This window comes from Vibrio sp. Isolate25 (assembly GCF_022398025.1).
Classification (GTDB): domain Bacteria; phylum Pseudomonadota; class Gammaproteobacteria; order Enterobacterales; family Vibrionaceae; genus Vibrio; species Vibrio coralliilyticus_A.
Window position 1 is genome coordinate 17,941 of sequence record NZ_JAKEUT010000008.1, and the last position, 21,480, is coordinate 39,420.

A 21,480-nucleotide genomic window follows, 5' to 3' on the forward strand; every position below is an offset into this window, starting at 1 on the left:
ATGAAGATAAGATCAAAAAAATCTTATTAATTAATCAAACGATAATAACAAATAAAATTACCGCGTCACGCTCAATCCGAGCTGTTTGAGTAGCTTTTACTCATCTTTTAATAATTTTTTGATGCTCTCCTCATTCTTGTAAGAAGAGTGCACTTTTATCAATCCCTGGCTGATGGAATGCTTACATGCTTTACGTATATTTCCGGTTGCCAGGCTGGCTGCAGGCGCGTTCTCTATCGCTTTCAAATACACCCACTGGCTAGAGTGTTCTTTCATACTTAAAGTGCGGGCGGCACTGGTCGACATCAGTAAAATGTCCAGTAGTTCTTTATCATTGATGGCGGTATAAGCACGTGGCAAAAATGGGTAATCAGCCATACCCATACGAATAATATTATTGAGGGCATACTTTTGAGCAAATTCATCCACCCAGTTCTGCACCTTTTCAAATACTTGTTCTGGCTGGGCAGTATTGTCACTATTGGGCTCGATGTAAAGTAAGTTTGCATCGGAGAAATGATATATCCTTGCCGGGCGTTGGACCTTTTCTTGGAGGAACTGACCGAGGGCTTTCTCAAGCTTGAGCCCATCGGCATAGCCATGTTGCAAATACATATTGCGCAGAAAAGGGATGTCTACCATGACAAAGCGCAGTCGATCATTTAGGGGTTCATGGATCAGTTCTCCGACATGCCATTTCTCAAACTTATGGCTACTGGCCTCCAATGAGGCAGGCAGCTTAGCATTGAGCATGCGAAGGTTTTTCAGCCCTGAACGGGAGTGTGTGTAGAGATCGTCGTTGAGTTCATCTATCTCCTCTTTTTGCACACTCATGATGTGACCGCGGCGCAGTAAAAAGATAAATAACAGCGCGCAGGTGACAAATAGCGTAAAGGAAATTTTTTGGAACTTACGATATTCGTTTTCAGTTTGTTCCAGTTTTTCTTTCTGCTCCACGAGGTGAAGTGTCTGTTCAACCACATCTTTCTGTTGTCTAAAATCATCCTCGTTGATCAACGCCAGTTCCTGTTGTTCAATGTTGGACAACGCGTTGTATTGCTGGAGGTATTTTAATGCCGCTTTGTAGTTGCCAAGTAGTTCGTTACCAATATTAAGCATCTGATAGGCATGCTTCTGAATCGAAAGGTCTTCGATTTCAATCGCAATGTTCAAAGCTTTCGTGGCTTTTGTTACCACTTCTTTCGGGTGCCTTTGGTGGGAAGCCAGTCCCGCTTCTAACAATAGAGCTTGTGCTTTAAGTTTGGGAATATCGACATAGGTCAGCAGCTCCTCGGCACGCTCAAGGTATTGCTCTGCAAGGGGAAAATTCACTAATTGTAAATAGGTGGCGGCAAGCGCTAAGCGGATGTCGATGACGTTCTCTATGTTGTTCTGGATACGTTCATGATCGATAGCGTTGAAGTAGTGTACTAAAGCGAGGTTATATTTGCCTTGATGATAGTAAATGTCACCCATACGTTTGAGAATTGGAGGCAAAATAGGCGAATTTTCATAATTGTCGTAGAAGTCTGCAGCCTGTGAAAAATGATCGGTGGCTTTATCTAATACGCGTCTTTCATAGAACAATTGCCCTAAAAGGCGGTTAACTTCTGCGAGTTGTATGCCTGAGGTATCTTCAATTGCGCTCCAATAACTGGTTAGTAATTCAGAAAGGGCTTTGTTGTACAGTTTGTGGGTAAGGAAGTGTTTACCCAGAGCAATGTGATAAGCGATCACCGTATGCTTGTTATTGGACTGCTCAATATAAGGGATCACCTCCTTGTATAACCGATTCGCAAGTTCTATCTCCCCTTCCGCTGATGCAATATCAGCTTTCAGCATAATGAGCTGGTAATGGAGTCCCTTGGCCAGTTGTTCTGGATTTTGGATAGCATCAAATGCTCGTTCAACCTCAGTGATATTTTTTCTCGCAGTTTCCGTATCTCCGTCTATCTTCCAGCGCAAGCGGATTTCGAGTAATTGTAAATCAAGGCTTAAATAAGGGAGTAGGTAAGTGGTGGTTAGCGCTTGAGCTTCGTTGAGGTATTTCAGTGCAGCATCAGGGTTACCTAAGTTGAATTCTGCACGGGCAAGAATTTTCAGTGCGTCAATAGTACCACCAGGTGTTCTGACCCGACTGTCGGAATCATCCCGAGAAATGGCGGACGGGCTCTGCTCGGTTTGGTTAGTCAGCTTGCGCTGGGCGAGATAATTAGTTGCGAGTTGCTTGGATTGCTTAGGTACGATATCCACCAGAGTGCTGGCTTCATTAAGCATGGCTGATGAATAGACAGTAGAAGCCATCACCTGAGATGACAGTAATAAAATCAATAATCCAAACAAACGTTCCCAGCGCAAAATCTGCATCCTTAAATGTAATCCTTATTGGCGAGCCATACGTTGGTTATGAGTTGGCTGCGCTTGTTCCGTTGAGCGGTAAGGGTTGATATCCAGACCACCACGTCGTGTGTAACGAGCGTAGACGGTTAGCTTTTCTGGCTGACAGTATTTCATTATGTCAGTGAAGATACGCTCAACGCACTGTTCATGGAACTCGTTGTGTTCACGGAATGACACTAGGTAGCGTAACAGAGCTTCTCGATTGATTTTTTGACCCTGATACTGAATCTCAACGCTTCCCCAATCTGGTTGGTTGGTGATCAGACAGTTGGATTTGAGAAGATGGCTATGCAGGCTCTCTGATACATGTTCTTGCTCTGTGGCACCTTCTAGCAAGCTGGTATCAAACTCGTAGCTCTCAATCTCAATATCCTGATCATCAATGCAGTCGCCGTTCATTGTCACGATCACGCTGTCGGTATAGTCGACGACAGAACGAATAGTGACTGAAACCTCTTCACCAGCACAGCGGGAGAGATCCTTTGCTAATGCTTGTTCAACCTGATCCCATGAACTAAAGCGGGTTTGGTTAAAGCTGTTGAGATACAATTTAAAAGACTTGGATTCAATCAAGTTGGTACTGGTCGCTGGGATCGATACTTCGCCAATTGCGACTTGTGGTAAGCCTTTTTCATTAAGCCAAGACAGCTCATACAGAGTCCAGATATCGCAGCCTTGAAATGGTAGAGCATTACCTAGATTAAGATCATCGCGATTTAAGCTACGAGGTACAGGTTGAAGTAATGAAGCGTCGTATTGGTTGGCGTATTCGGTTTTTTGACCGAGCGTTAATCCCGCCAGTTCCTTTGCGTCAGAATATTTGCTCATACTTTGCATAGATTTGGATTAGAATGGCGAGAATTTTACGCAATCCTGTCGTTAAAAGCGAACATTCGAAGACTCAATTGGAGAATCTAATGGCTGAAACTGCCTTGCAAGCGCTGCGTTCGTTCAGTGAAAAGTACCGTCAGAGCTGTCTTGACACCCATGGACATTTGCCAAGAAGCGAAGAGCTGGTGGATCTCGTGTCACCTTGCGTTGAAGCAAAGCAGACTGACTATGTTGAATGGCAGGCAGATGAGCGTGAGCATCCAGCGGATTTCACTAATGTTGAAAACGGTATCGAACTGACACTCCATCAAGACATTAAAACCTTCTATGGTTCGCAGTACAGTGCGGATATGGAGGCGACTTGGAACGGGAATGAGCTGACACTACTTCAGGTATGGAGTGATGAAGATTTTGTTCGTTTGCAGGAAAACATTCTTGGCCACCTTGTCACTCAGCGTCGTCTGAAACTGAAGCCAACGGTTTTCATCGCAGCAACTGATGCGGAATTGGACGTGATTTCCATTTGTAATCTGACAGGCAACGTTATTCTCGAACGTTTGGGTACCGATAAGCGTGATGTGCTTGCCGAGAATGTAGCGGAGTTTTTGGCTAACCTAGAGCCTGCGGTATAACCATGTACGTTGTTGAATTACAGTTTGAGTGTTTTGATAACACCACAATTTCTGCTGTCGATAAAGCGATTAATGGCCTGATGGATGCGTTGCGTTATAACGGTCAGGTACTTGGGCGTGAGTTCCCTATCGTGATGGGGGAAGGGGAGTTTTTTGTTCGAGTAGTGTGCCCTGAGCAGGAAAGTTTGCACCCTAAATACCATTCGGATTTTGTTAATGTTTGCATCGAACGTTTGGCAGAAGCGTGCTTACTGGCACCTAAGGCTCGTTTACTTGGACGAGATTTGAATTCAGAGCAAGCGGCAGAAGAAACAACTCCTGAATGGCAGGTGCTCTATACCACTTATGTGCATACCTGTTCTCCTTTGCGCAGTGGTGAAAGTTTACTGCCAATCCCTCTTTATCGTAATGGCCCGACACTCAATGGCGACCATAAAGCGGTCATCAAATGGCAGACTGAGTGGCAGGCATGCGATGAAATCCAGATGGCTGGTGCTTGCCGAGCGGAGCATGCGGCACTACATGAAATTTGTGATGCCGACAGTGTCCTTTTCAAGCGTGGCTGGGATTTACGTGGTCGGATCGAATATGTGACAGAAATTCCGACCTATTACTATCAGTACCGAGTCGGTGGCAAAAGTCTGAAAGATGAAAAACAGCGTAAATGCCCTAAGTGCGGCGGAGAGTGGTTATTGGATGAGCCACTGCATGACATTTTCCACTTTAAGTGCGATGAATGCCGAATTGTCTCCAATATTTCTTGGGATCACATCAAATAGCGCATCTTAAATAAACAAGACCCGTATTATTGCGGGTCTTTTTTTTCTTCTTGCTCAGCGGGCTCTTTGTCCTGCGAGCGAGTTTTTTTGTCCGTTTGTCCAAACTTCATTTTGGCTGTGTATTTCAGCGCGGCAATATTACCTATGATGACACTCAAGACGATAAAGATGATCACCCAAGGGTTGGTGAGTAGTTCCATTAATCCACCTCATTGGAGATATTGGTGATAAATTGATTGTAGATCGTTTCGAGATTCGACAACACCACTTCCTCACCCAGTATACCGCTGTTTATCAGCTCTTTTTGAAGTGTCTCCAGACTAAGCTGAGATAAACAAGACGATGCGGTTGCGCCATGACTAATGTGCCATGGCTCTGCTGCGACACCGCCCTGATATCTTGCATATGGAAAGAAGAATCCAAATTCAGTCAGCGACTCTTTGAGCCAACGGTAAAACTCTGCCTGATGGCCCGTTAAGTATTCCCAAGGCTCAAGCTGCAACTGGATATCTTGAGGTAGACTGCTGCGATCAAATACATCGAAGTCACATCCCCAATGATGGCGACTGGCACCCGGTAGTGCAGACCAACGTAAGATAGCCATAATCTTTTCTGAATCAGAAAGTCTTTGGCTATCTAGAGGTTGGCTGTTTTGATCAAGAATGGCTGTTTGACCAGCCATCTTTCTGTTCCAGATGGTTTTCTGGCGCTCAAAATCGCGGAACCCGCTGGCAATATTGAGATTGAAACCTGCCTGAACCGCTGCCTGTCGCAAAGCCTGTAAATCGCTTTCGACATTAGGGTGAACGGCGAAAACCTTATGACCAAACATAGTGTCAGTCAGGTGAGTCGAAACTTTGCCAGTCAGCTGCTCAGGGGTTATGTTCACGCCAGAAGATTCTCCAGTGTTTTCTGATACATCTTGGTCAGCTTTTCAAGGTCGTCCACTTTCACGCACTCGTTCACTTTATGGATAGTTGCGTTAACTGGGCCTAACTCCACTACCTGACCACCCATACGGGCGATAAAGCGGCCATCGGAGGTACCTCCAGTGGTGAGTAGAGCCGGTTTGGTTTGATTGACGCTATCAACGGCGTCAACCACAGCGTCGAGAAGTGCGCCAGTATCGGTTAGGAATGGGTCGCCGTTGAAGGTCCATTTTAGCTCGTAGTCTAAGTCGTGCTTATCGAGAGTGTCAGTGACGCGCTTAACGATCATGTCGTTGTTAAGCTCGGTGCTGAAACGCAGGTTAAACTGAACATTGAACTCACCCGGGATCACGTTAGATGCACCGGTTCCTGCATGCACATTCGGGATCTGGAAACTGGTTGGTGGGAAGTAGTCATTGCCCTTATCCCATTCAGTGGAAGCCAGTTCATGAATGGCGAGGAGCGATTGATGCACTGGGTTTTTCGCCAAGTGCGGGTAAGCGACGTGTCCTTGGATGCCTTTAACGGTTAAGTCTCCGGTGATGGAACCACGGCGACCATTTTTGACCACATCGCCCACTATTTCTGTACTGGAGGGCTCACCGACGATACACATGTCGATGTTTTCGCCGCGCGCCATTAGGGTTTCGACAACACGGACTGTGCCATTGATGAACGGGCCTTCTTCGTCTGAAGTAATCAGAAAGCCAATTGAACCTTTGTGGTCAGGGTTTTCGGCAATGAACTGCTCAACAGCAACAATCATGCTAGCGAGAGAGCCTTTCATGTCGGCGGCTCCGCGACCGTGTAGGTAGCCGTCAACCATAGTTGGTTCGAATGGAGGCGTATCCCATAGCTCGACATTACCCGCTGGCACGACATCAGTGTGGCCGGCAAACGCAAACAGCGGTGCTTCTGTGCCACGACGTGCCCAGAAGTTTGTGGTGTCTTCAAACACCATCACTTCAATTTCAAATCCTAAAGCTTTCAGGCGTTCAATCATCACATCCTGACAACCTGCATCCACAGGTGTTACCGATTGGCGGCTAATTAAGTCTTTTGCAAGCGCCAAAGTAGGGCTGTCTGTCATCCTTGAATTCCTTTTGCTTAAGAGAAAATGGCTGAGTATTGTTCGGCTTTAAAACCAAGATGGTAGTCATCACCAGAGACTAAAATTGGGCGTTTGATCATTGCCGGTTGTTCTACCAGCAGATCAATGGCATTGGTTTCGTTCAGACTGTCTTTCTGTTCCTGAGTTAGCTGACGAAAAGTCGTGCCGCGTTTGTTAAGCACATTTTCCCAGCCTAGTTGCTGGCAAAATGTTTCAACCATTTGCTTATCAACGCCCTGTTTACGGTAATCATGGAATTGGAACTCCACGCCTTCTGCTTTCAGCCATTTTTTAGCCTTTTTGATGGTATCGCAGTTCGGAATTCCGTACATGGTGATTGTCATAGTTAAACCTTTGAGAGTGACTTATATAAAGTTATTAGAAGCTTTTTGGCATCCTAGCAGGAACTGTAATCAGAGACAAAAGTGTCTCAGATATATTTCATCTAACAAAAAAAATGTGTTTCAAAAGTTGAGGATCGATGAGTTATTGATCAAACGCAACACACCACATAGCAAAACAGAAATAATGACTCTAGAAATTTATAGGAGGTATCAATGGAATTGAGTCCTGTTTTTGCAAGACGCTTATATTTGGCATTACTGGTTCAAAACCTCGAACGACCAAATGTGCCCAAACTGATCGAGAAAACGGGCTGGCCTCGCCGGACGATTCAAGATGTCATCAAAGCATTGCCTGGTATTGGTATTGAACTGATGTTCATCCAAGATGGTCGTCGGCACAACGATGGTTATTATCAATTATCGGACTGGGGGCCTTTTGACAGCCAATGGGTATTAGACAGAGAGGCTGATATTGCTGCCAGCCTAGGGTTCAGTGCTTAATCTTCGCCAGCGCAGTCATACGCGCTGCCCAGTAAAGTAAATGATGTCGTGAAGTCCTGTGGTGACACGACATAAACGGTATTCGCGCCCAACTGTCTGGCGCGATTTTTTATCTGATTAGCCGCTCCCTGAACCATGACATCGTTAGGGTAGAACAGGTAGGTGTACCAGTGTCCTTCACTGCCAGTTAGATCGCCCTGCCACTGACAGTTCGCGGGATTGAAACTGCTGTCCATTCTGATCTGGACGTTGCTGGCATCCTTATTGAGTTGAGAGATTGGGGTTGTGCAGCCTGCGAGTAAAGTAATCGACAGAGCGATGAAGCACAGCTGGCTAAATTTGAGTGACATAAATAATAAAACCAATCCAACTGAGGGCTAATAATGCCCATGGTAGCATATTGGTTTTTGGTTGCGCTTCTACCGTTGTCACTGTTTCGGCTTCTGGCTGGACGATTGCAGAGTGTTGAGCTTGCTTGGCTTTTTGTGCTTTTTTCTTGGCTTTATCCGCTTGGCGAGCTTTATCTTTGTGCTGCTTTTTGTACAGAGCGATGCCTTTTTCGATTCCCTGAGCAATCAATTTAGTCTGTTCTTTAGTTTGGCCTGGCTTTTGTGTCGCTTTGGCGATTTTCATCGCTTCTTGTTGTGTTTCCTGAGAAGGAACGACTTTGTTTTTCATGAAGGTTATTACCGCGAGATCAAAGATAGTCTTATCTTAACACGATATAATTCTGTCTATCATCGAAGATATTCCTTTGTAGGGGAGCGGATAAATGAAACGTATCTTGGTGAGCAGCTTAGCTCTATCACTCCCAGTATTTTTATGGCTACGGGGCGAAGTGCCAATAGCTCAACAACCTGTGCTTTCAACTCAAACTTATGATGCGTGGATGCAAGATATCCAGAATCAGCTTAAGCAGGATCCCAATCAGGCTGACTTATGGTTTCAACTAGGACACGGTTATCTGAATGAGCAGGACTTTTCCTCGGCACTCACTTGTTTCGATTATGCGATTCGCCTAAGCCCGGAACGTAGTGCTAATCAATTTGCCGCAAAGGCGACCGCGCTTTACTTTGAACGCTCCCAGCGTATGACTGAAGAGGTGAAGCATTTACTGGCAAAGGCGCTGGAGTTGGATGCCCGTAATGTGACGGCTTTGACCTTGATCGCTAATGATCATTTTATTAGCTTTCGCTATCAAGAGGCAATTGACACATGGACACAGTTACTCGATTCACAGCGTCAAGATTTAGATCGAGTGGCGATTATTCATTCGTTGAACCAAGCAAAATCGATGTTGTAGCTGCTTCGGCAGGCTTTCAATTAAAAAAACCTCCCAACTCGGGAGGTTTTTTGTTCGTTTTTTCTATCTTAGTAGGTCGCCTCTTCACGTTTTTGTGCGGATTCTTCCCATTCAGGGACGACTGTTTTTAGGAAGTGCTGTTTGTCGCTGTTCATTTTGTCCATGTCCATACCAAGTGCTTGCTGAGCTTTGGCTTTGGTGGAAATGTCGGGTAACTCGACAGGCTCAGTGATGCCTTTGGTGGCGAGTAAACGAGCCAGTTTAGTTCGTGCATCAGCTGCGCGAACAACGGCTGTACCTAGTACTTCCAGTGCAACTTCTGGTGCATGCATGTGAACACCATGGGAGGCAATCGCGTAGTCCCAGCGCCATTGCGCATGGCGAATATCTTGCAGTATGTCCTTCATCTCTTCTTCGGTTGCACCTGCCTTCCATGCTTCACCAGCTTCAAAATGGGCGGCAACGATTTGTTTTTCAGCCGTCAGTTTCATATTGAGGACTTGCGCTTTGCGTGAAGAGACGATGTTTTTCAATTGATCTTTGCTTTGTGTATGACAATTGGCACAGGTGTCTTCAAAACGATCAAATGGATTGCCGACTTTATGATCTGTGTAAACAGTACCGTCTTCCTTGGTGACCTTAGGCATGTGGCAGTCGACACAAGCGACTTTGTTCTTACCATGAATACCTGCTCGCCAAGTTTCGTAGCCAGGGTGCTGCGCTTTCAGCATCGGAGCTTTCGACACTTTATGTGTCCAGTCCTTAAAGCCTAATGCATCATAGTATTCTTCCATCGCGGTGACGCTAGTGCCTTTATCCCACGGGAATTTGACCGATTTTTTCGGCCCAGTGAAGTAATACTCGACGTGACATTGTGCGCAGACCGACGCTTGCTGGTCGAGGCGAGATTGATCTTCAAAGGGCTTGTCTATAGCTTGGAAAGCGCGCTCGACATAGGGCTTAGTTAATTTCAAAGCAGGTTGACCATTTTTGAAGGCGTCACTACGAGTATCATGACAGTCGGCACAGCCAATGGGGTTAACAATTTGGTCGCCAAGTCGTGCCCACTTGCCTTCAAAATAGCCGTCTTCCCCCCGCTCGTCGATAACTCGCCCGACATCTGGGCTCTTACAACTCCAACAAGCCATAGGCATTGGGCCCGATTTTTCATCACTGGGCGCACCCGTTCTTAGAGTTTGGCGGACGTCATCCACGGCATAAAAGTGACCACGAGCTTTATTGTAGTCTTTAGCGAAGCCGTAGCCTGCCCACATGATGACCATATTAGGATCTTCTGCGAGAGCATCTTCAATATGATCGCTTTCAGAGGTTTCTTTCCAAGATTGGTACTGATCAGGGTGATGTTGTTCATAGGCCTGATTTCGTGGATCGATCAGTTCTTTTTCATCAGATGCAGCAAAACCATGAGTACTGGCTAAGGTTCCTGCCAATATCATTATTGCTGCAGCAGATTTTGGTATCCAGTGCAATTTCTTCACAGTGTTATCTCCATAATTCTGTTTATTAGCAGCGTTGTGAACAGGCTAATTCCAAATTAAGAATCGGAGAACTGAAATAAATTGTAATAAAAGGAAATATTTCTAAAACGCACGAATCGCTTTTTATTGCCTTAGATCAATTTAGAGCAGTGATCTGAGTCAAAGTTGATTTTTAATAACCCTAAAGGGGTAGTTTGGTGCTGCATTTTAGGTAATGAAATTAATTATCATCAATGGGTTATGCCACTTAACCACACTTAGAATAGGGTGATAAGGATCGAGTTTTAGTGTAAAAAAGCTACTACTAAAGAGTAGGGAGAGTAGACTATTACTGATAGCGTTGTGGCTTATCCAAAATAAGAATTGATCTCATTTAGTGGTTTTTAAAAATACCACTGAAGGGCATTAGTTTTGACCAGACTGTGTATTTTAAGTGTGGCTTAAAATCTGTTCTGGAATAAGGAAAGGATAAAATGGGCAATATAAAGTTGGCCATAGTCATAATGCTGAAAACTCTTCTTGCATTCTACCTCTATGGTTATTCTCTTCATGCTATTGCTGCTGATTCTTCTGCCCCCAGTGCTGAAGAAGCTTCAACTCGTCATGAAGTTACGCTTATCCGTGATAAAGATTACAAATGTATTCAATGTCATAAGGATTCCAAGGAATCACTTCTGCAATCCCATGGTGAAAATGCCCATGAGATTCTCGGTCGTGAAGTGAATTGTACGAACTGTCACAGTAACATCGGTCCTGATCACCGCGAAGGTGCACCGCAAGTGATTAAATTCTCATCAGCCCAATCTCAACCGGGTACAGAGAAGGTGTATCTCGATCCTGATGCTATTTTGAAGGCAAACAGTCAGTGTACTGACTGTCATAAGCCGAAGTACTTACGAGAGGATAGCTGGACGCATGATGTGCATGCAAAAAATCTGACTTGTTCTAACTGTCATGATGTTCATGCCAACAAGGCGAAAGTGCTTAGCTTGGATCGCAAGCAGACAATCAAGTTGTGCGTTGATTGTCACTCAGACTTTAACCAGTTGAAAGAGGAGCAAGAATAATGAGTTGTTCTAGACGAAGCTTTTTAACTGGTGCTGGTGCTCTGATTATGACCACTGGCGTCGCTGGGACTGCAATGATTGGTAGTCGAAAAACACTGGCAAATGTCGAGCAGGTAGATAACAAACTCTATGGCATGGTGCACGACGAGACTGCATGTATAGGTTGTACCGCGTGTACAGAAGCTTGCCGGGAAGTTAACAAGGTTCCAGAAGGGGTCTCTAGACTGGAAATCATTCGTAGTGAACCGCAGGGAGAGTTTCCTGATGTAAATTATCGCTTCACTCGTAAGTCCTGCCAGCATTGTGAAAACCCACCTTGTGTGTACGTTTGCCCTACGGGGGCCGCATATAAAGATGAGCAAACTGGCATTGTTGATGTGCATAAAGAAAAGTGTGTTGGTTGTGGTTACTGCCTTGCGGCTTGTCCATACCAAGTGCGCTTCTTTAACCCCGAAGATCATTCGGCTGACAAGTGCAATTTCTGTCGAGATACCAATCTTGCCGAGGGCAAGTTACCTGCCTGTGTTGAATCCTGTCCGACCAAAGCTTTAGTGTTTGGCGACCTCAACGATCCAGAAAGCAAAATCAATCAAGTATTAAGCAACCATGTGGTCTATCGAGATAAATCACACTTAGGCACCAAACCTAAGTTGTACAAAATACCACACAACAAAGGGGAGGTTTCATGATGAACGGTATTGAAACAGCTTTCCATTTTGATTCATTGGTCTGGGACTGGATTATCGCCATTTACTTGTTTCTTGCGGGTATGTCTGCTGGGGCTGTGATGATTGGCCTGTATCTCAAACGCCGCGTAATAGAAGGCGACCCCGCCAATAATGGCATCCTTAAAGCCGTCGCTTGGTTGGCTCCCTTTGGCATTATTGTTGGCTTGACCATATTGATTTTCCATCTCACCAAACCTTTGGCGTTCTGGAAGATTATGATCTACTTCAATCCATCTTCAGTCATGTCGATGGGGGTGATTCTCTTCCAAGTTTATATGGCGGTCTTATTCGTTTGGATTGGTGTGATTTTCCGCCACCAGATCATACAGTTCTGTGAAGGTAAGCTTCCGGGTGGGCTATTGGACTGGGTTGATGGCGTGTTGATCAAAATCGGTAAGATGAATAACCCTGTTGAGTTGTTCCTCGGTGTGCTTGCTTTATTACTCGCGGCCTATACCGGTTTTTTACTCTCAGCCCTTAAAACATACCCGATGCTAAACAATCCGGTTTTGCCAATCCTCTTTCTCTTCTCTAGCCTTTCTTCAGGTGCTGCGGCTTGCTTACTGTTTGGCATTCTAGTATTTAAAGAATCGCCGCACAGTCCGAGTGTCAGTTGGGTGCATGGATTTGAACGTCCGGTTGTGTTATTCGAACTGTTTGTTTTGGTGACCTTTTTCACGGGGCTGATATTCAGCGGCGGTCAGAATGAAGTGGCGGCTTGGAATGCGATAGGAGGAGGCTTTTGGTCCAACTGGTTCTGGTTTGGTGTGGTGTTGATAGGAATGCTATTACCGCTGACACTGAATGCGGTTACCCCAACAGAAGTGCGCCATAATGGTGGCTACATCTTTATTGTGACCACTCTGAGCTTGGTTGGGGTACTGATGCTGCGGACTTTCATTCTCTATGCCGGCCAGATGACGGTTGTATAGTTATGCTGGGTGAGGTTGGACATTTTGCTCTGGTCTGGATTGCGGTTTCCAGCTCCATTTGTGCGTCAAGCTGGGCTTGGCGTCGCTATTCAGGGCAAGAGCGGCCATTCTCTCTCATCGGAATGGTCAGGCTTAACGGGGTATTGGCCTCGTTAAGCCTCGTGATCCTCGCGATATTATTTGTCTCGGATCGATTCGAGTTCGAGTATGTTGCCACTCACTCCAACACGGATTTACCCACCTTTTTCAAGTTGGCCGCTGTTTGGGGAGGGCATCAAGGCTCAATGCTATTTTGGGTGTTTACACTTAATCTATGGGCCAGCTTAATTTCATTAATTCGACATTCTCATGTTAAATATTTCGAGCATGTGCTGTGGGTGATGACTCTATTCGTTGCCGCTTTTTCTTGGTTTACGTTACTGACTTCTAACCCTTTTACTTATGCGCATACCTTATTGGAGCAGGGCAGGGATCTTAATCCAATGCTTCAAGATGTCGGATTAATTTTTCATCCACCATTGTTGTACCTCGGTTACATTGGTTACTCCACTGTGCTGGCATTTGCCTTGGCAGCGTTGATGCAAAAACCGTATGACAACCAATGGGTCATACTATGTAAACCTTGGGCGATTTCTGCTTGGATCTTTCTTACTCTAGGGATATTGCTTGGCTCATGGTGGGCTTACAATGAGTTAGGATGGGGAGGATGGTGGTTCTGGGACCCGGTTGAAAATGCGTCATTGCTTCCATGGTTAACGGGCACGGCTTTGCTGCACAGTATGCTTGCGTCTAGACGTCATCAACAGTTAGTTATTTGGACACTGTCGCTGGCTTTAGTGACCTTTAGCCTTAGCATTTTAGGGACCTTTGTGGTGCGTTCAGGAGTATTGACGTCCGTCCATGCTTTTGCTGTCGACCCGGGAAAAGGAATCGCGCTTTTGGCGATGTTGGCAGTGACATTACTTGCCTCTTTGTCTCTGCTGATTGAGCGTAGCGATGCCATTCAGAGCGAAAAGTTGATAGCTATTTTCAGTCGATCTTATCTGGTATTGATAGCCATTGGCCTGCTGGTGATTGCAACTTTTACCGTTTTCCTAGGTACTTTCTACCCGATGATTTATGAATTCATACAACGAGGTTCAATATCGGTTGGAGCTCCCTATTTTAATACTCTGTTCTTGCCGCTCACAGTATTAGCGCTAGCAGCGGTGGGTTGGGTGCCATTTTTAAAATGGCAGTGTGGATTAGCCAGTTCACGGCAGCGTATTATTACATTCGTGGTTGTTTCTCTGTTGTTTGGCGCTTGTCTGTATTTCATCCAAGTAGATCGGCTGTCTGTGCCAGCCTTGCTGGTGTGGGGGTTGGCGTTCTGGGTTATTTCTGGTCATATCTGGTTATTGGTTCGTTCGCGCAAGCAGGCTTTCATGGTGCTTGCCCATATCGGGTTAGCCATCAGTGCGATAGGGTGTGTGATGAATGCCGAGCATTCTTCTCAACTGACTCACAAGCTAGGGCCAGGAACGCTTGCTGAATTTCATGGCGGGAAGATAGAGTATATAGAAACGAACTGGCGCGTAGACAAAAACTATACCGCAGAACAAGCCGTGTTACGTTTTACTGACTCGCAGGGAGAGGTGTATGAGTTCAAGCCTGAACGTCGCTACTATCCTGTCCGGGTGATGAACATGAATGAGCCTTCGGTTAAATCGACCTTGCTAGGGGACTATTATGTAACATTGGCCGCTAAAGTGGATAAGGAAAACTACGCAGTCAAAGTTCAGTATAACGCTTATATCTGGTGGATATGGGGTGGTGGCATACTCGCGATATTTGCGGCACTGCTCCCTTTGTTCTCGATATGTGGTAATAAGATAGTGAGTAAAAATCGGTACGATGTTATCCAAAAAACATAAATACTTACTTCTGTTCACCTTGCTGGTGGGCTTTATGGCGTTATTGGGTTCGGCATTAAGCGAAGATTCCAACCGAGAAAGCTACGCTGTGGTTCGAGGGTTCCCTGAGCAAAAGGTGGAGAGGTTGATGGGTGGTGAACCAGCAGAAACAAAAGCCTTGTTTCAGTCCGAGTATCAGCTGGTTAATGTTTGGGCTTCGTGGTGTAGCATTTGTCGCTCAGAACATGCATTTCTAAATCAACTGAGCCAACAGGGTATTACCATTATTGGGCTTAACTATCGAGATCAGAAAAATGCAGCAGAGCAGTACTTACATCAGTTAGGTAACCCCTATCGAAGTGTGATTTATGATCCTAAAGGGGGGCTCTCTATTGATTTGGGCGTTGTAGGAACCCCGGAAACATATTTGGTCAATCGAGCCGGTGAGATCGTGTATAAGCATTCTGGGCTGTTGAGTACGAGTAGCTGGCAGAGAAAGTTTGCGCATTTTTTTGAATCGGAGACACAGCAATGAGAATGTTGTTTGGGCTGCTTTTGATTCTGATTTCTCTGAACGTACCAGCCTTGGGCCAAGACATCTTTATTGGGGTGCCAGACGAGCAAGTGTCTCAGGTGGAACTGTTTGAGTTTCATTCACCGGAGCTTCAGGATAAGGCATTACGTTTGGCCAAGTCTCTGCGCTGCCCTCAGTGTCAAAACCAAAACTTAGTTGAATCTAACTCTCCTATTGCCAAGGATTTACGCCTGATCGTATTCAAAAAGATTAACCAAGGTGAGAGTGAGCAAGCGGTCAAAGCGTTCATGACAGAACGATACGGTAAATTCGTTTTGTACAAACCTGAGTTTAATGCTGCTAATGCACTGCTTTGGTTGGCTCCTGTATTGCTGCTTTTACTGTTTGTGGTCAGTTCAATAAGGCGGATACAAAAGAACGCTTAAAGGGTGTGTACTTTTTGCCATTACATCACAAAGTTAATCTCTAATAGAAAAATGCGTTAATTGGTATAAAGTGGAGAGTAATTTTTCTAACCATAGTGGTTCGTTTGTGCGATACGCTTTAGAGCAATATGATAAACATGGTTTCCTCAACGCACCTAAATGGCTCTGGCTGGGCTGGATGTTCTTGGCTAAAGCTTGGATAGTATTTATCGTTGCGGGTGCGAGCCGAGAAAACGGCGCCAAAATACTCAATATTGTTTACCCCGATCATTCGATGCTGTACTTAGGCTTAGCGATGGGGCTGCCCAGCATTTTATTAATGTGGATGATCAGTTTGCGTAGCCCTGAGCGGCAATGGGTCAGTCATTTGGTGGGATGGGGAAAGGGGATCACCTTATTGGCGATTGGCGGCCAGTTTGTCCAGACCCTGTATCATGTTTATCTTGAACATGGTGCTTTTCATTGGGCTAATGCTGCTACCTTATTACTCTTATTGTGGTTTGCGATGTATGTCTATAAAAGCCGTAGCGTACGTGACTGCTTTTCCCTCCCACCATCGAATTGATCTGACGATGAACGTTATCAATGCACCTAAAAGAAAACACTATACACAGCGCAACTACGTCAATGTGAGGACATCAAAATGACCACCCCTCAAACTGCTATTCTTCCTGAGTCGGGACCTTTCGCTCAATATACTTTGTTTAAAGTTATCCAAAACCATGCGGCTGTTTTAGAACAGATCCAAGCGCTACCACTGCTGGCTGACGAACTTAACCAACAACAGCCGGGGGCGGGGTTAACATTGTCTATCGCTTTCACTCAATCTTTTTGGTCACGGTGTGATGTAGCAATGCCAAGTGAGCTGATCGAGTTTCCTCAACTTGGAACAGGTAAGACGGTTGCTCCAAGCTCTGAGGTGGATGTGTTGATTCACTGCCATTCGAATCGCCATGATTTGCATTTTTATTTGTTGCGCCAGTTTTTGGCTCAAGCATCGGACAATGTCGCTATCGTTGATGAAACCTATGGCTACCGCTACCTAGATTCCCGCGATCTGACAGATTTTGTCGATGGCACAGAAAACCCGAAAGAGGCCCAGCGTGAGCAAGTGGCAATCATCCCTGATGGTGCGTTAGCAGGTGGCAGTTATGTGATGGTGCAGCGCTTTGTTCATGATTTACCTTCTTGGAGCCGACTCAATGTATCTGCACAAGAGAAGGTCATTGGGCGAACTAAGCCAGACTCGATTGAACTTGACGATGTACCAGCCGCTTCCCATGTTGGACGTGTAGATATTAAAGAAGAAGGTAAAGGCTTGAAGATTGTGCGCCATAGTTTACCTTTTGGCAGCGTGTCAGGTGAGCATGGTCTGCTCTTCATTGCTTATTGTAATACGCTTCACAACTTTAAAGTCATGCTAGACAGTATGTATGGCGAGACCGATGGTAAAACTGATCAGCTGCTGCGCTTTACAAAAGCAGTGACAGGGGCGTACTTTTTTGCACCATCAATGGAGTTGTTGCAGGCCCTCAAGCTTAAGTAGCTAGATAAAGGTAATAAAGCCCGTTTAAAGCTGCTTATCAAACGATTGTTAGGTTTTCAGCCCAGTGTCTTTGGGGTGGTAATAGGCTAGCTTATAGCGGGCGCTTTTTTTACTGGTTATACTGCTTTCTGTCTTTTCTATCTCACGGCGCCTTGCTATGCAGCTTTTCAAACGGTCTCTGTTCGTTCTTATCTCTTTGTTCTCATTGCCCTCTTTCGCGTATACACCTGTAGCCCAGTTACCTGAGGGCAGCAGAGCGGCTCTGCTTGTCGAATCACTTGTTGAACAAGACACGTTAATTGATACGCATAATCGCGAGCTTTTTTTCCCCCCTGCGAGCACATTGAAGCTTGTTACCGCCTTAGCTGCAAAGTTGGAGTTAGGGGATCAATTTCGCTTTGAAACACAGCTCAAGCGGGTGGGTAAAGACATCGTTATCCACTTTTCAGGAGACCCCACTCTGACGACTGAGGATTTAAAGCAATTGTTTGTCGTCGCGAAAAGAAATGGGCTTCGCCATATTGAAGGTGATATATGGTTGGATAACAGTGCCTTTACCGGATACGATCGCGCTGTCGGCTGGCCATGGGATATTTTAGGTGTTTGCTACAGTGCACCTGCAACTGCAATTTCTCTTGATGGTAACTGTGTTCAAGCCTCCATATATACTCAAGATGATGGCGATACTCGCGTTTATGTGCCTGAACATTTCCCCATCTACGTAACCACTCAGGCGTTGAGTGTGAGTAAAGACCAACAAGAAAGTACTCAGTGTGACCTAGAACTTATTTCCTCCCCAGATAATCACTATCAGCTGCAAGGTTGTTTAACTAAACGGATCAAACCTCTACCGTTAAAATTCGCAGTACAAAACCCAGAGCTTTACACTCAACGCATGTTAAATAATGTGTTAAATCAGCTCGATCTCTCTTTTAAAGGTTCTGTTCGTGTTGGCATGCCAAAACATACTGAAAGTGATGTTCTACTTGCTACCCACAGTTCGTTACCGCTCTCCAAGCTACTTGAAACCATGCTGAAAAAATCAGACAACTTGATTGCTGATAATCTGACAAAAACACTCGGGGCGAGATTTTATATTCAGCCGGGCAGCTTCAGTAATGGGACTCAAGCCATTAAGCAAATTATCTTCTCCAATACAGGGGTAGATCTTGAGTCTACTCCTTTGGCTGATGGATCTGGCTTGTCACGCAATAATCGCTTCACCAGCCATGCCATGGCGAAAATTTTGCGCTATATCTGGCTCAACAACGATAAGCTAAAGCTGATCGAATTAATGCCAAAGTCTGGTGAATCTGGCACGCTCAAATATCGTCGAAGTATGCGCAAAGCTCCAGTGAAAGGGGCGTTTATTGCAAAAAGTGGCTCACTTTACGGAAGTTATAACATGGCGGGATTCGGTTTAGACCATTCAGGAAAACCATCGACGTTATTTGTACAATATGTAGCCGACTACCTGCCACCAAAGAAAAAGAGCGATGGCAAACCTACCATCGCTGCTATCACTCAATTTGAAACTCTGTTTTATAAAGACATTGTTAAGTTCAGTCAGGCAATACCTAAGAAGTGATTCACAACCGTAAAGTAAACCCACATTCCTGATATATCGACAATCGATGCTAACACTGGGCTCACCAACACAGCAGGGTCCAGCTTAAATGCCCTCGCTAGGATGGGTAACAAGCCGCCTAAAGTTGTCGACATTGTGACCTGAATAAACAGCGCGATAGCAATCGCTAATGCGATACTAGTAAGTGCAAAACCTCCCGTTGATGCCCCATCACTAAAGAGCATCACTCTGCCGACAATGACCAAAGCGATTGCTAAAGCCAAACAGAGCGCCACGCGGCTTTCTTTCCAGAATACTGCTAACCATTGGCGCTTTTTCAACTCTCCTGTTGCTAAAGCCCGTATCACCAAAGTCGCTGCTTGAGTCCCAGTATTGCCTCCTGCCGCTGCAATAACAGGCATGTAAACTGCTAATAGTACCAGTTGACTTAATGTATCTTCATATTGAGCAATGATTAGCCCAGAAACTATGCCCAGTAGCGCTAAAGCAATAATCCAGCCGATACGCTGTTTTACGTGCCCCAAAACAGAAGTCCGTAAATAGCTGTTGGATGTTTCCACTTCAGAGTGAATTAAGCCTAACCGATGCGCATAATGCCGTGCCAGCTTGTCATGGCCCTCGTTTTCCAGCACTGACATTAATTGTTGGACATAACCAATTGAACAGTGGTGCAAGATAGCCACCGCCTCTTCAATCGACATTACCGTCAACAAGTGAACTTGCTGGCTTTGTTCGTATTGCAGAAATGCATTACGAGCTGCCCCGATTTCTTCTGATGAGAAGTGCGGGGTGTTTTCAATGTATGTATTGCTCATTACCGTCATGGCGAATCTCCCGATTGGCAGTAGGTAACGACCATCAAGTTACAGAACGTACAACACGCCAAACGCATACTGAGTATGAGCCTGTAACTGAGTTCTAGAAAGGAAGGAGAAAAATTAGAGATAGCTTTAGAAAAGAGTCACTCTGCCACTTAGGCAGAGACGAAGAACGCCAATACCGAAGTGGGGTTATTTTTCTCCCTTCATACTAGGAGGATGGTCGATATTGTTCATAAAAATCTCCGAATAAACTGCCAGTTTGGCAGCGCGGGCATGATAACAAACCCCAAAATTTTTTACAGTCAATTTAATGAAAAAACACGGGTTATCAGTCAAACTTATCGTATAAAAAAAGCGCCAATGTGGCGCTTTTCATCGTTTTAATCAGAGTTTATTGCACGGTAATACGAGCAAATTTACGCTTACCAACTTGGAATACATAAGTCCCAGCTTCTGGGGAAAACTTAGAATCGGCAACTTTCTCACCATCAATCTTTGCAGCCCCTTGTTTAACCATGCGCATCGCCTCTGAAGTTGAAGCGCACAGCCCTGCTTCTTTCAGAATATTACTCACAGGAAGACCGGCATCAAAAGCAAATTCTGGCATTTCATCAGGAATTTGGTTCTTAGCAAAACGATTGACGAACTCTTGTTCTGCCGCATCTGCATCAGCTTCGCTGTGGAAGCGAGCAATAATCTCTTTCGCTAGAGCAACTTTAACATCACGTGGATTCTTACCTGATTCTACCCCCGCCTTGAGCGCTTGAATCTCTTCAAGAGGACGGAAAGACAGAAGCTCGTAGTAACTCCACATCAAATCATCGGAGATTGACATGATCTTACCGAACATTTCACTTGGCGCTTCGCTGATACCAATGTAGTTGTTGGCAGACTTAGACATTTTCTTTTCACCGTCTAGGCCAACAAGTAATGGCATCATAAGAACTGTTTGCGGTTTCTGCCCATTAGCTTTTTGCAGTTCGCGACCCATTAACAGGTTAAATTTCTGGTCGGTACCGCCTAGTTCAACGTCGGTTTCCATTGCAACGGAGTCCCAGCCTTGGAGTAATGGATACATAAACTCATGAATAGCAATCGGCTGACCACCGGCGTAACGCTTTTTGAAATCATCACGTTCCAGCATACGTGCAACGGTCTGGTTAGCAGCAAGGCGAATCATGCCTTCGGCACCTAATTCAGACAACCATTCAGAGTTAAATTGAATTTTGGTTTTCGCAGGGTCTAGAATTTTAAATACCTGCTCTTTGTATGTTTCAGCATTACGCAGTACATCTTCACGGCTTAGTGGTGGGCGAGTGGTGTTCTTACCCGTTGGATCACCAACCATTGCTGTAAAGTCACCAATAAGGAAGGTAACTTCATGACCTAGCTCTTGGAACAAGCGTAGCTTATTGAAAATAACCGTGTGGCCTAGGTGAATGTCCGGAGCAGTTGGATCGGCACCCAATTTGATACGTAGAGGACGATTTTCTTTTAGCTTTTCAATCAGCTCTTCTTCTGGAATTAGCTCTTCAACGCCGCGTTTAATCTCGGCCAGTGCAGCTTCAATGCTCGCCATTCTTGTTCACTCCCACAGATTTGGCAAAAATTTGGTAA

Annotated in this window: 24 protein-coding genes; 13 read left to right on the top strand and 11 right to left on the bottom strand. The window is 45.2% G+C overall.

Annotated features, from left to right (window positions below):
• Nucleotides 1-96 precede the first annotated feature (96 nt).
• Nucleotides 97-2,367: a tetratricopeptide repeat protein gene (locus tag L1D15_RS15230; protein ID WP_239876335.1), complete on the bottom strand. Its 2,271-nt coding sequence runs from the start codon at nt 2,365-2,367 to the stop codon at nt 97-99.
• A gap of 15 nt (nt 2,368-2,382) precedes the next feature.
• On the bottom strand, nt 2,383-3,228 hold the full coding sequence (gene queF / locus L1D15_RS15235; protein WP_239876336.1) for an NADPH-dependent 7-cyano-7-deazaguanine reductase QueF: 846 nt from the start codon (nt 3,226-3,228) through the stop codon (nt 2,383-2,385).
• Between the two features lie 89 nt (nt 3,229-3,317).
• Here queF and syd point away from each other — a divergent pair, with 89 nt between their 5' ends.
• Together syd and L1D15_RS15245 are read left to right on the top strand one after the other, a co-directional pair.
• Nucleotides 3,318-3,863, top strand: coding sequence for a SecY-interacting protein (gene syd, locus L1D15_RS15240; RefSeq protein ID WP_172854593.1), 546 nt, complete (start codon nt 3,318-3,320; stop codon nt 3,861-3,863).
• Between the two features lie 2 nt (nt 3,864-3,865).
• Nucleotides 3,866-4,642, top strand: coding sequence for a Zn-ribbon-containing protein (locus L1D15_RS15245; RefSeq protein ID WP_239867503.1), 777 nt, complete (start codon nt 3,866-3,868; stop codon nt 4,640-4,642).
• Nucleotides 4,643-4,668: 26 nt separating this feature from the next.
• Here L1D15_RS15245 and L1D15_RS15250 read toward each other — a convergent pair whose 3' ends face one another.
• Genes L1D15_RS15250 through L1D15_RS15265 form a run of 4 tightly spaced genes read right to left on the bottom strand, consistent with a single transcriptional unit; the run spans nt 4,669 to nt 7,026 of the window.
• A complete protein-coding gene (locus tag L1D15_RS15250; RefSeq protein ID WP_239876337.1) occupies nt 4,669-4,842 on the bottom strand; it encodes a DUF2897 family protein in 174 nt (57 codons plus the stop codon).
• Nucleotides 4,842-5,525 carry a M15 family metallopeptidase gene (locus L1D15_RS15255; protein WP_239868535.1) on the bottom strand — a complete coding sequence of 228 codons (684 nt, stop codon included), beginning with the start codon at nt 5,523-5,525 and terminating at the stop codon, nt 4,842-4,844. Before L1D15_RS15255 ends, L1D15_RS15250 begins: the two co-directional genes overlap by 1 nt.
• Nucleotides 5,526-5,527: 2 nt before the next feature.
• Nucleotides 5,528-6,661 carry a succinyl-diaminopimelate desuccinylase gene (gene dapE / locus L1D15_RS15260; RefSeq protein WP_239876338.1) on the bottom strand — a complete coding sequence of 378 codons (1,134 nt, stop codon included), beginning with the start codon at nt 6,659-6,661 and terminating at the stop codon, nt 5,528-5,530.
• A gap of 17 nt (nt 6,662-6,678) precedes the next feature.
• The gene (locus tag L1D15_RS15265) at nt 6,679-7,026 is read right to left on the bottom strand and encodes an ArsC family reductase (RefSeq protein WP_239876339.1); all 348 of its coding nucleotides are present in this window, start codon (nt 7,024-7,026) and stop codon (nt 6,679-6,681) included.
• Between the two features lie 213 nt (nt 7,027-7,239).
• Between L1D15_RS15265 and L1D15_RS15270 the strand changes: the two genes are divergently transcribed.
• Nucleotides 7,240-7,527 (top strand): helix-turn-helix domain-containing protein, encoded by a 288-nt coding sequence (locus L1D15_RS15270; RefSeq protein ID WP_239837592.1) that lies wholly within the window; start codon nt 7,240-7,242, stop codon nt 7,525-7,527.
• On the opposite strand, the gene L1D15_RS15275 is transcribed toward L1D15_RS15270, so the two are convergent.
• Together L1D15_RS15275 and L1D15_RS15280 are read right to left on the bottom strand one after the other, a co-directional pair.
• Complete coding sequence (locus L1D15_RS15275) at nt 7,524-7,877, bottom strand: DUF4156 domain-containing protein (protein WP_239876340.1); 354 nt, start codon at nt 7,875-7,877, stop codon at nt 7,524-7,526. The two genes, L1D15_RS15270 and L1D15_RS15275, sit on opposite strands and share 4 nt — an antisense overlap.
• Nucleotides 7,861-8,205 carry a DUF2956 domain-containing protein gene (locus L1D15_RS15280; protein ID WP_239876341.1) on the bottom strand — a complete coding sequence of 115 codons (345 nt, stop codon included), beginning with the start codon at nt 8,203-8,205 and terminating at the stop codon, nt 7,861-7,863. The genes L1D15_RS15275 and L1D15_RS15280 overlap by 17 nt, the downstream gene beginning before the upstream one ends.
• Nucleotides 8,206-8,299: 94 nt before the next feature.
• Here L1D15_RS15280 and L1D15_RS15285 point away from each other — a divergent pair, with 94 nt between their 5' ends.
• Nucleotides 8,300-8,830: a tetratricopeptide repeat protein gene (locus tag L1D15_RS15285; protein ID WP_239876342.1), complete on the top strand. Its 531-nt coding sequence runs from the start codon at nt 8,300-8,302 to the stop codon at nt 8,828-8,830.
• Nucleotides 8,831-8,898: 68 nt separating this feature from the next.
• On the opposite strand, the gene nrfA is transcribed toward L1D15_RS15285, so the two are convergent.
• Nucleotides 8,899-10,287: an ammonia-forming nitrite reductase cytochrome c552 subunit gene (gene nrfA / locus L1D15_RS15290; RefSeq protein WP_239876398.1), complete on the bottom strand. Its 1,389-nt coding sequence runs from the start codon at nt 10,285-10,287 to the stop codon at nt 8,899-8,901.
• A gap of 515 nt (nt 10,288-10,802) precedes the next feature.
• Here nrfA and nrfB point away from each other — a divergent pair.
• The 9 genes from nrfB (at nt 10,803) to dacB (ending at nt 19,042) form a co-directional block, all read left to right on the top strand.
• On the top strand, nt 10,803-11,396 hold the full coding sequence (nrfB, locus tag L1D15_RS15295) for a cytochrome c nitrite reductase pentaheme subunit (RefSeq protein ID WP_239876343.1): 594 nt from the start codon (nt 10,803-10,805) through the stop codon (nt 11,394-11,396).
• Nucleotides 11,396-12,085, top strand: coding sequence for a cytochrome c nitrite reductase Fe-S protein (gene nrfC / locus L1D15_RS15300; protein WP_239876344.1), 690 nt, complete (start codon nt 11,396-11,398; stop codon nt 12,083-12,085). The genes nrfB and nrfC overlap by 1 nt, the downstream gene beginning before the upstream one ends.
• On the top strand, nt 12,085-13,056 hold the full coding sequence (gene nrfD, locus L1D15_RS15305) for a cytochrome c nitrite reductase subunit NrfD (RefSeq protein WP_239868541.1): 972 nt from the start codon (nt 12,085-12,087) through the stop codon (nt 13,054-13,056). The genes nrfC and nrfD overlap by 1 nt, the downstream gene beginning before the upstream one ends.
• 2 nt (nt 13,057-13,058) lie before the next feature.
• Complete coding sequence (locus tag L1D15_RS15310) at nt 13,059-14,969, top strand: heme lyase CcmF/NrfE family subunit (RefSeq protein WP_239876345.1); 1,911 nt, start codon at nt 13,059-13,061, stop codon at nt 14,967-14,969.
• A gap of 34 nt (nt 14,970-15,003) precedes the next feature.
• The gene (locus L1D15_RS15315; RefSeq protein ID WP_239876346.1) at nt 15,004-15,483 is read left to right on the top strand and encodes a DsbE family thiol:disulfide interchange protein; all 480 of its coding nucleotides are present in this window, start codon (nt 15,004-15,006) and stop codon (nt 15,481-15,483) included.
• Entirely contained in the window at nt 15,480-15,908 is a 429-nt protein-coding gene (locus tag L1D15_RS15320) for a cytochrome c-type biogenesis protein CcmH (protein ID WP_239876347.1), read from the top strand. Before L1D15_RS15315 ends, L1D15_RS15320 begins: the two co-directional genes overlap by 4 nt.
• A 106-nt stretch (nt 15,909-16,014) precedes the next feature.
• On the top strand, nt 16,015-16,473 hold the full coding sequence (locus L1D15_RS15325) for a DUF2919 domain-containing protein (RefSeq protein ID WP_239876348.1): 459 nt from the start codon (nt 16,015-16,017) through the stop codon (nt 16,471-16,473).
• A 78-nt stretch (nt 16,474-16,551) separates the two neighbouring features.
• The gene (locus L1D15_RS15330; protein WP_239876349.1) at nt 16,552-17,454 is read left to right on the top strand and encodes a Dyp-type peroxidase; all 903 of its coding nucleotides are present in this window, start codon (nt 16,552-16,554) and stop codon (nt 17,452-17,454) included.
• Nucleotides 17,455-17,611: 157 nt separating this feature from the next.
• The gene (gene dacB / locus L1D15_RS15335) at nt 17,612-19,042 is read left to right on the top strand and encodes a serine-type D-Ala-D-Ala carboxypeptidase (RefSeq protein WP_239876350.1); all 1,431 of its coding nucleotides are present in this window, start codon (nt 17,612-17,614) and stop codon (nt 19,040-19,042) included.
• Here dacB and L1D15_RS15340 read toward each other — a convergent pair.
• Entirely contained in the window at nt 19,021-19,866 is an 846-nt protein-coding gene (locus L1D15_RS15340) for a magnesium transporter (RefSeq protein WP_239837604.1), read from the bottom strand. The genes dacB and L1D15_RS15340 overlap by 22 nt on opposite strands.
• A gap of 388 nt (nt 19,867-20,254) precedes the next feature.
• On the bottom strand, nt 20,255-21,442 hold the full coding sequence (gene tyrS / locus L1D15_RS15345; RefSeq protein WP_239837605.1) for a tyrosine--tRNA ligase: 1,188 nt from the start codon (nt 21,440-21,442) through the stop codon (nt 20,255-20,257).
• Nucleotides 21,443-21,480 lie beyond the last annotated feature (38 nt).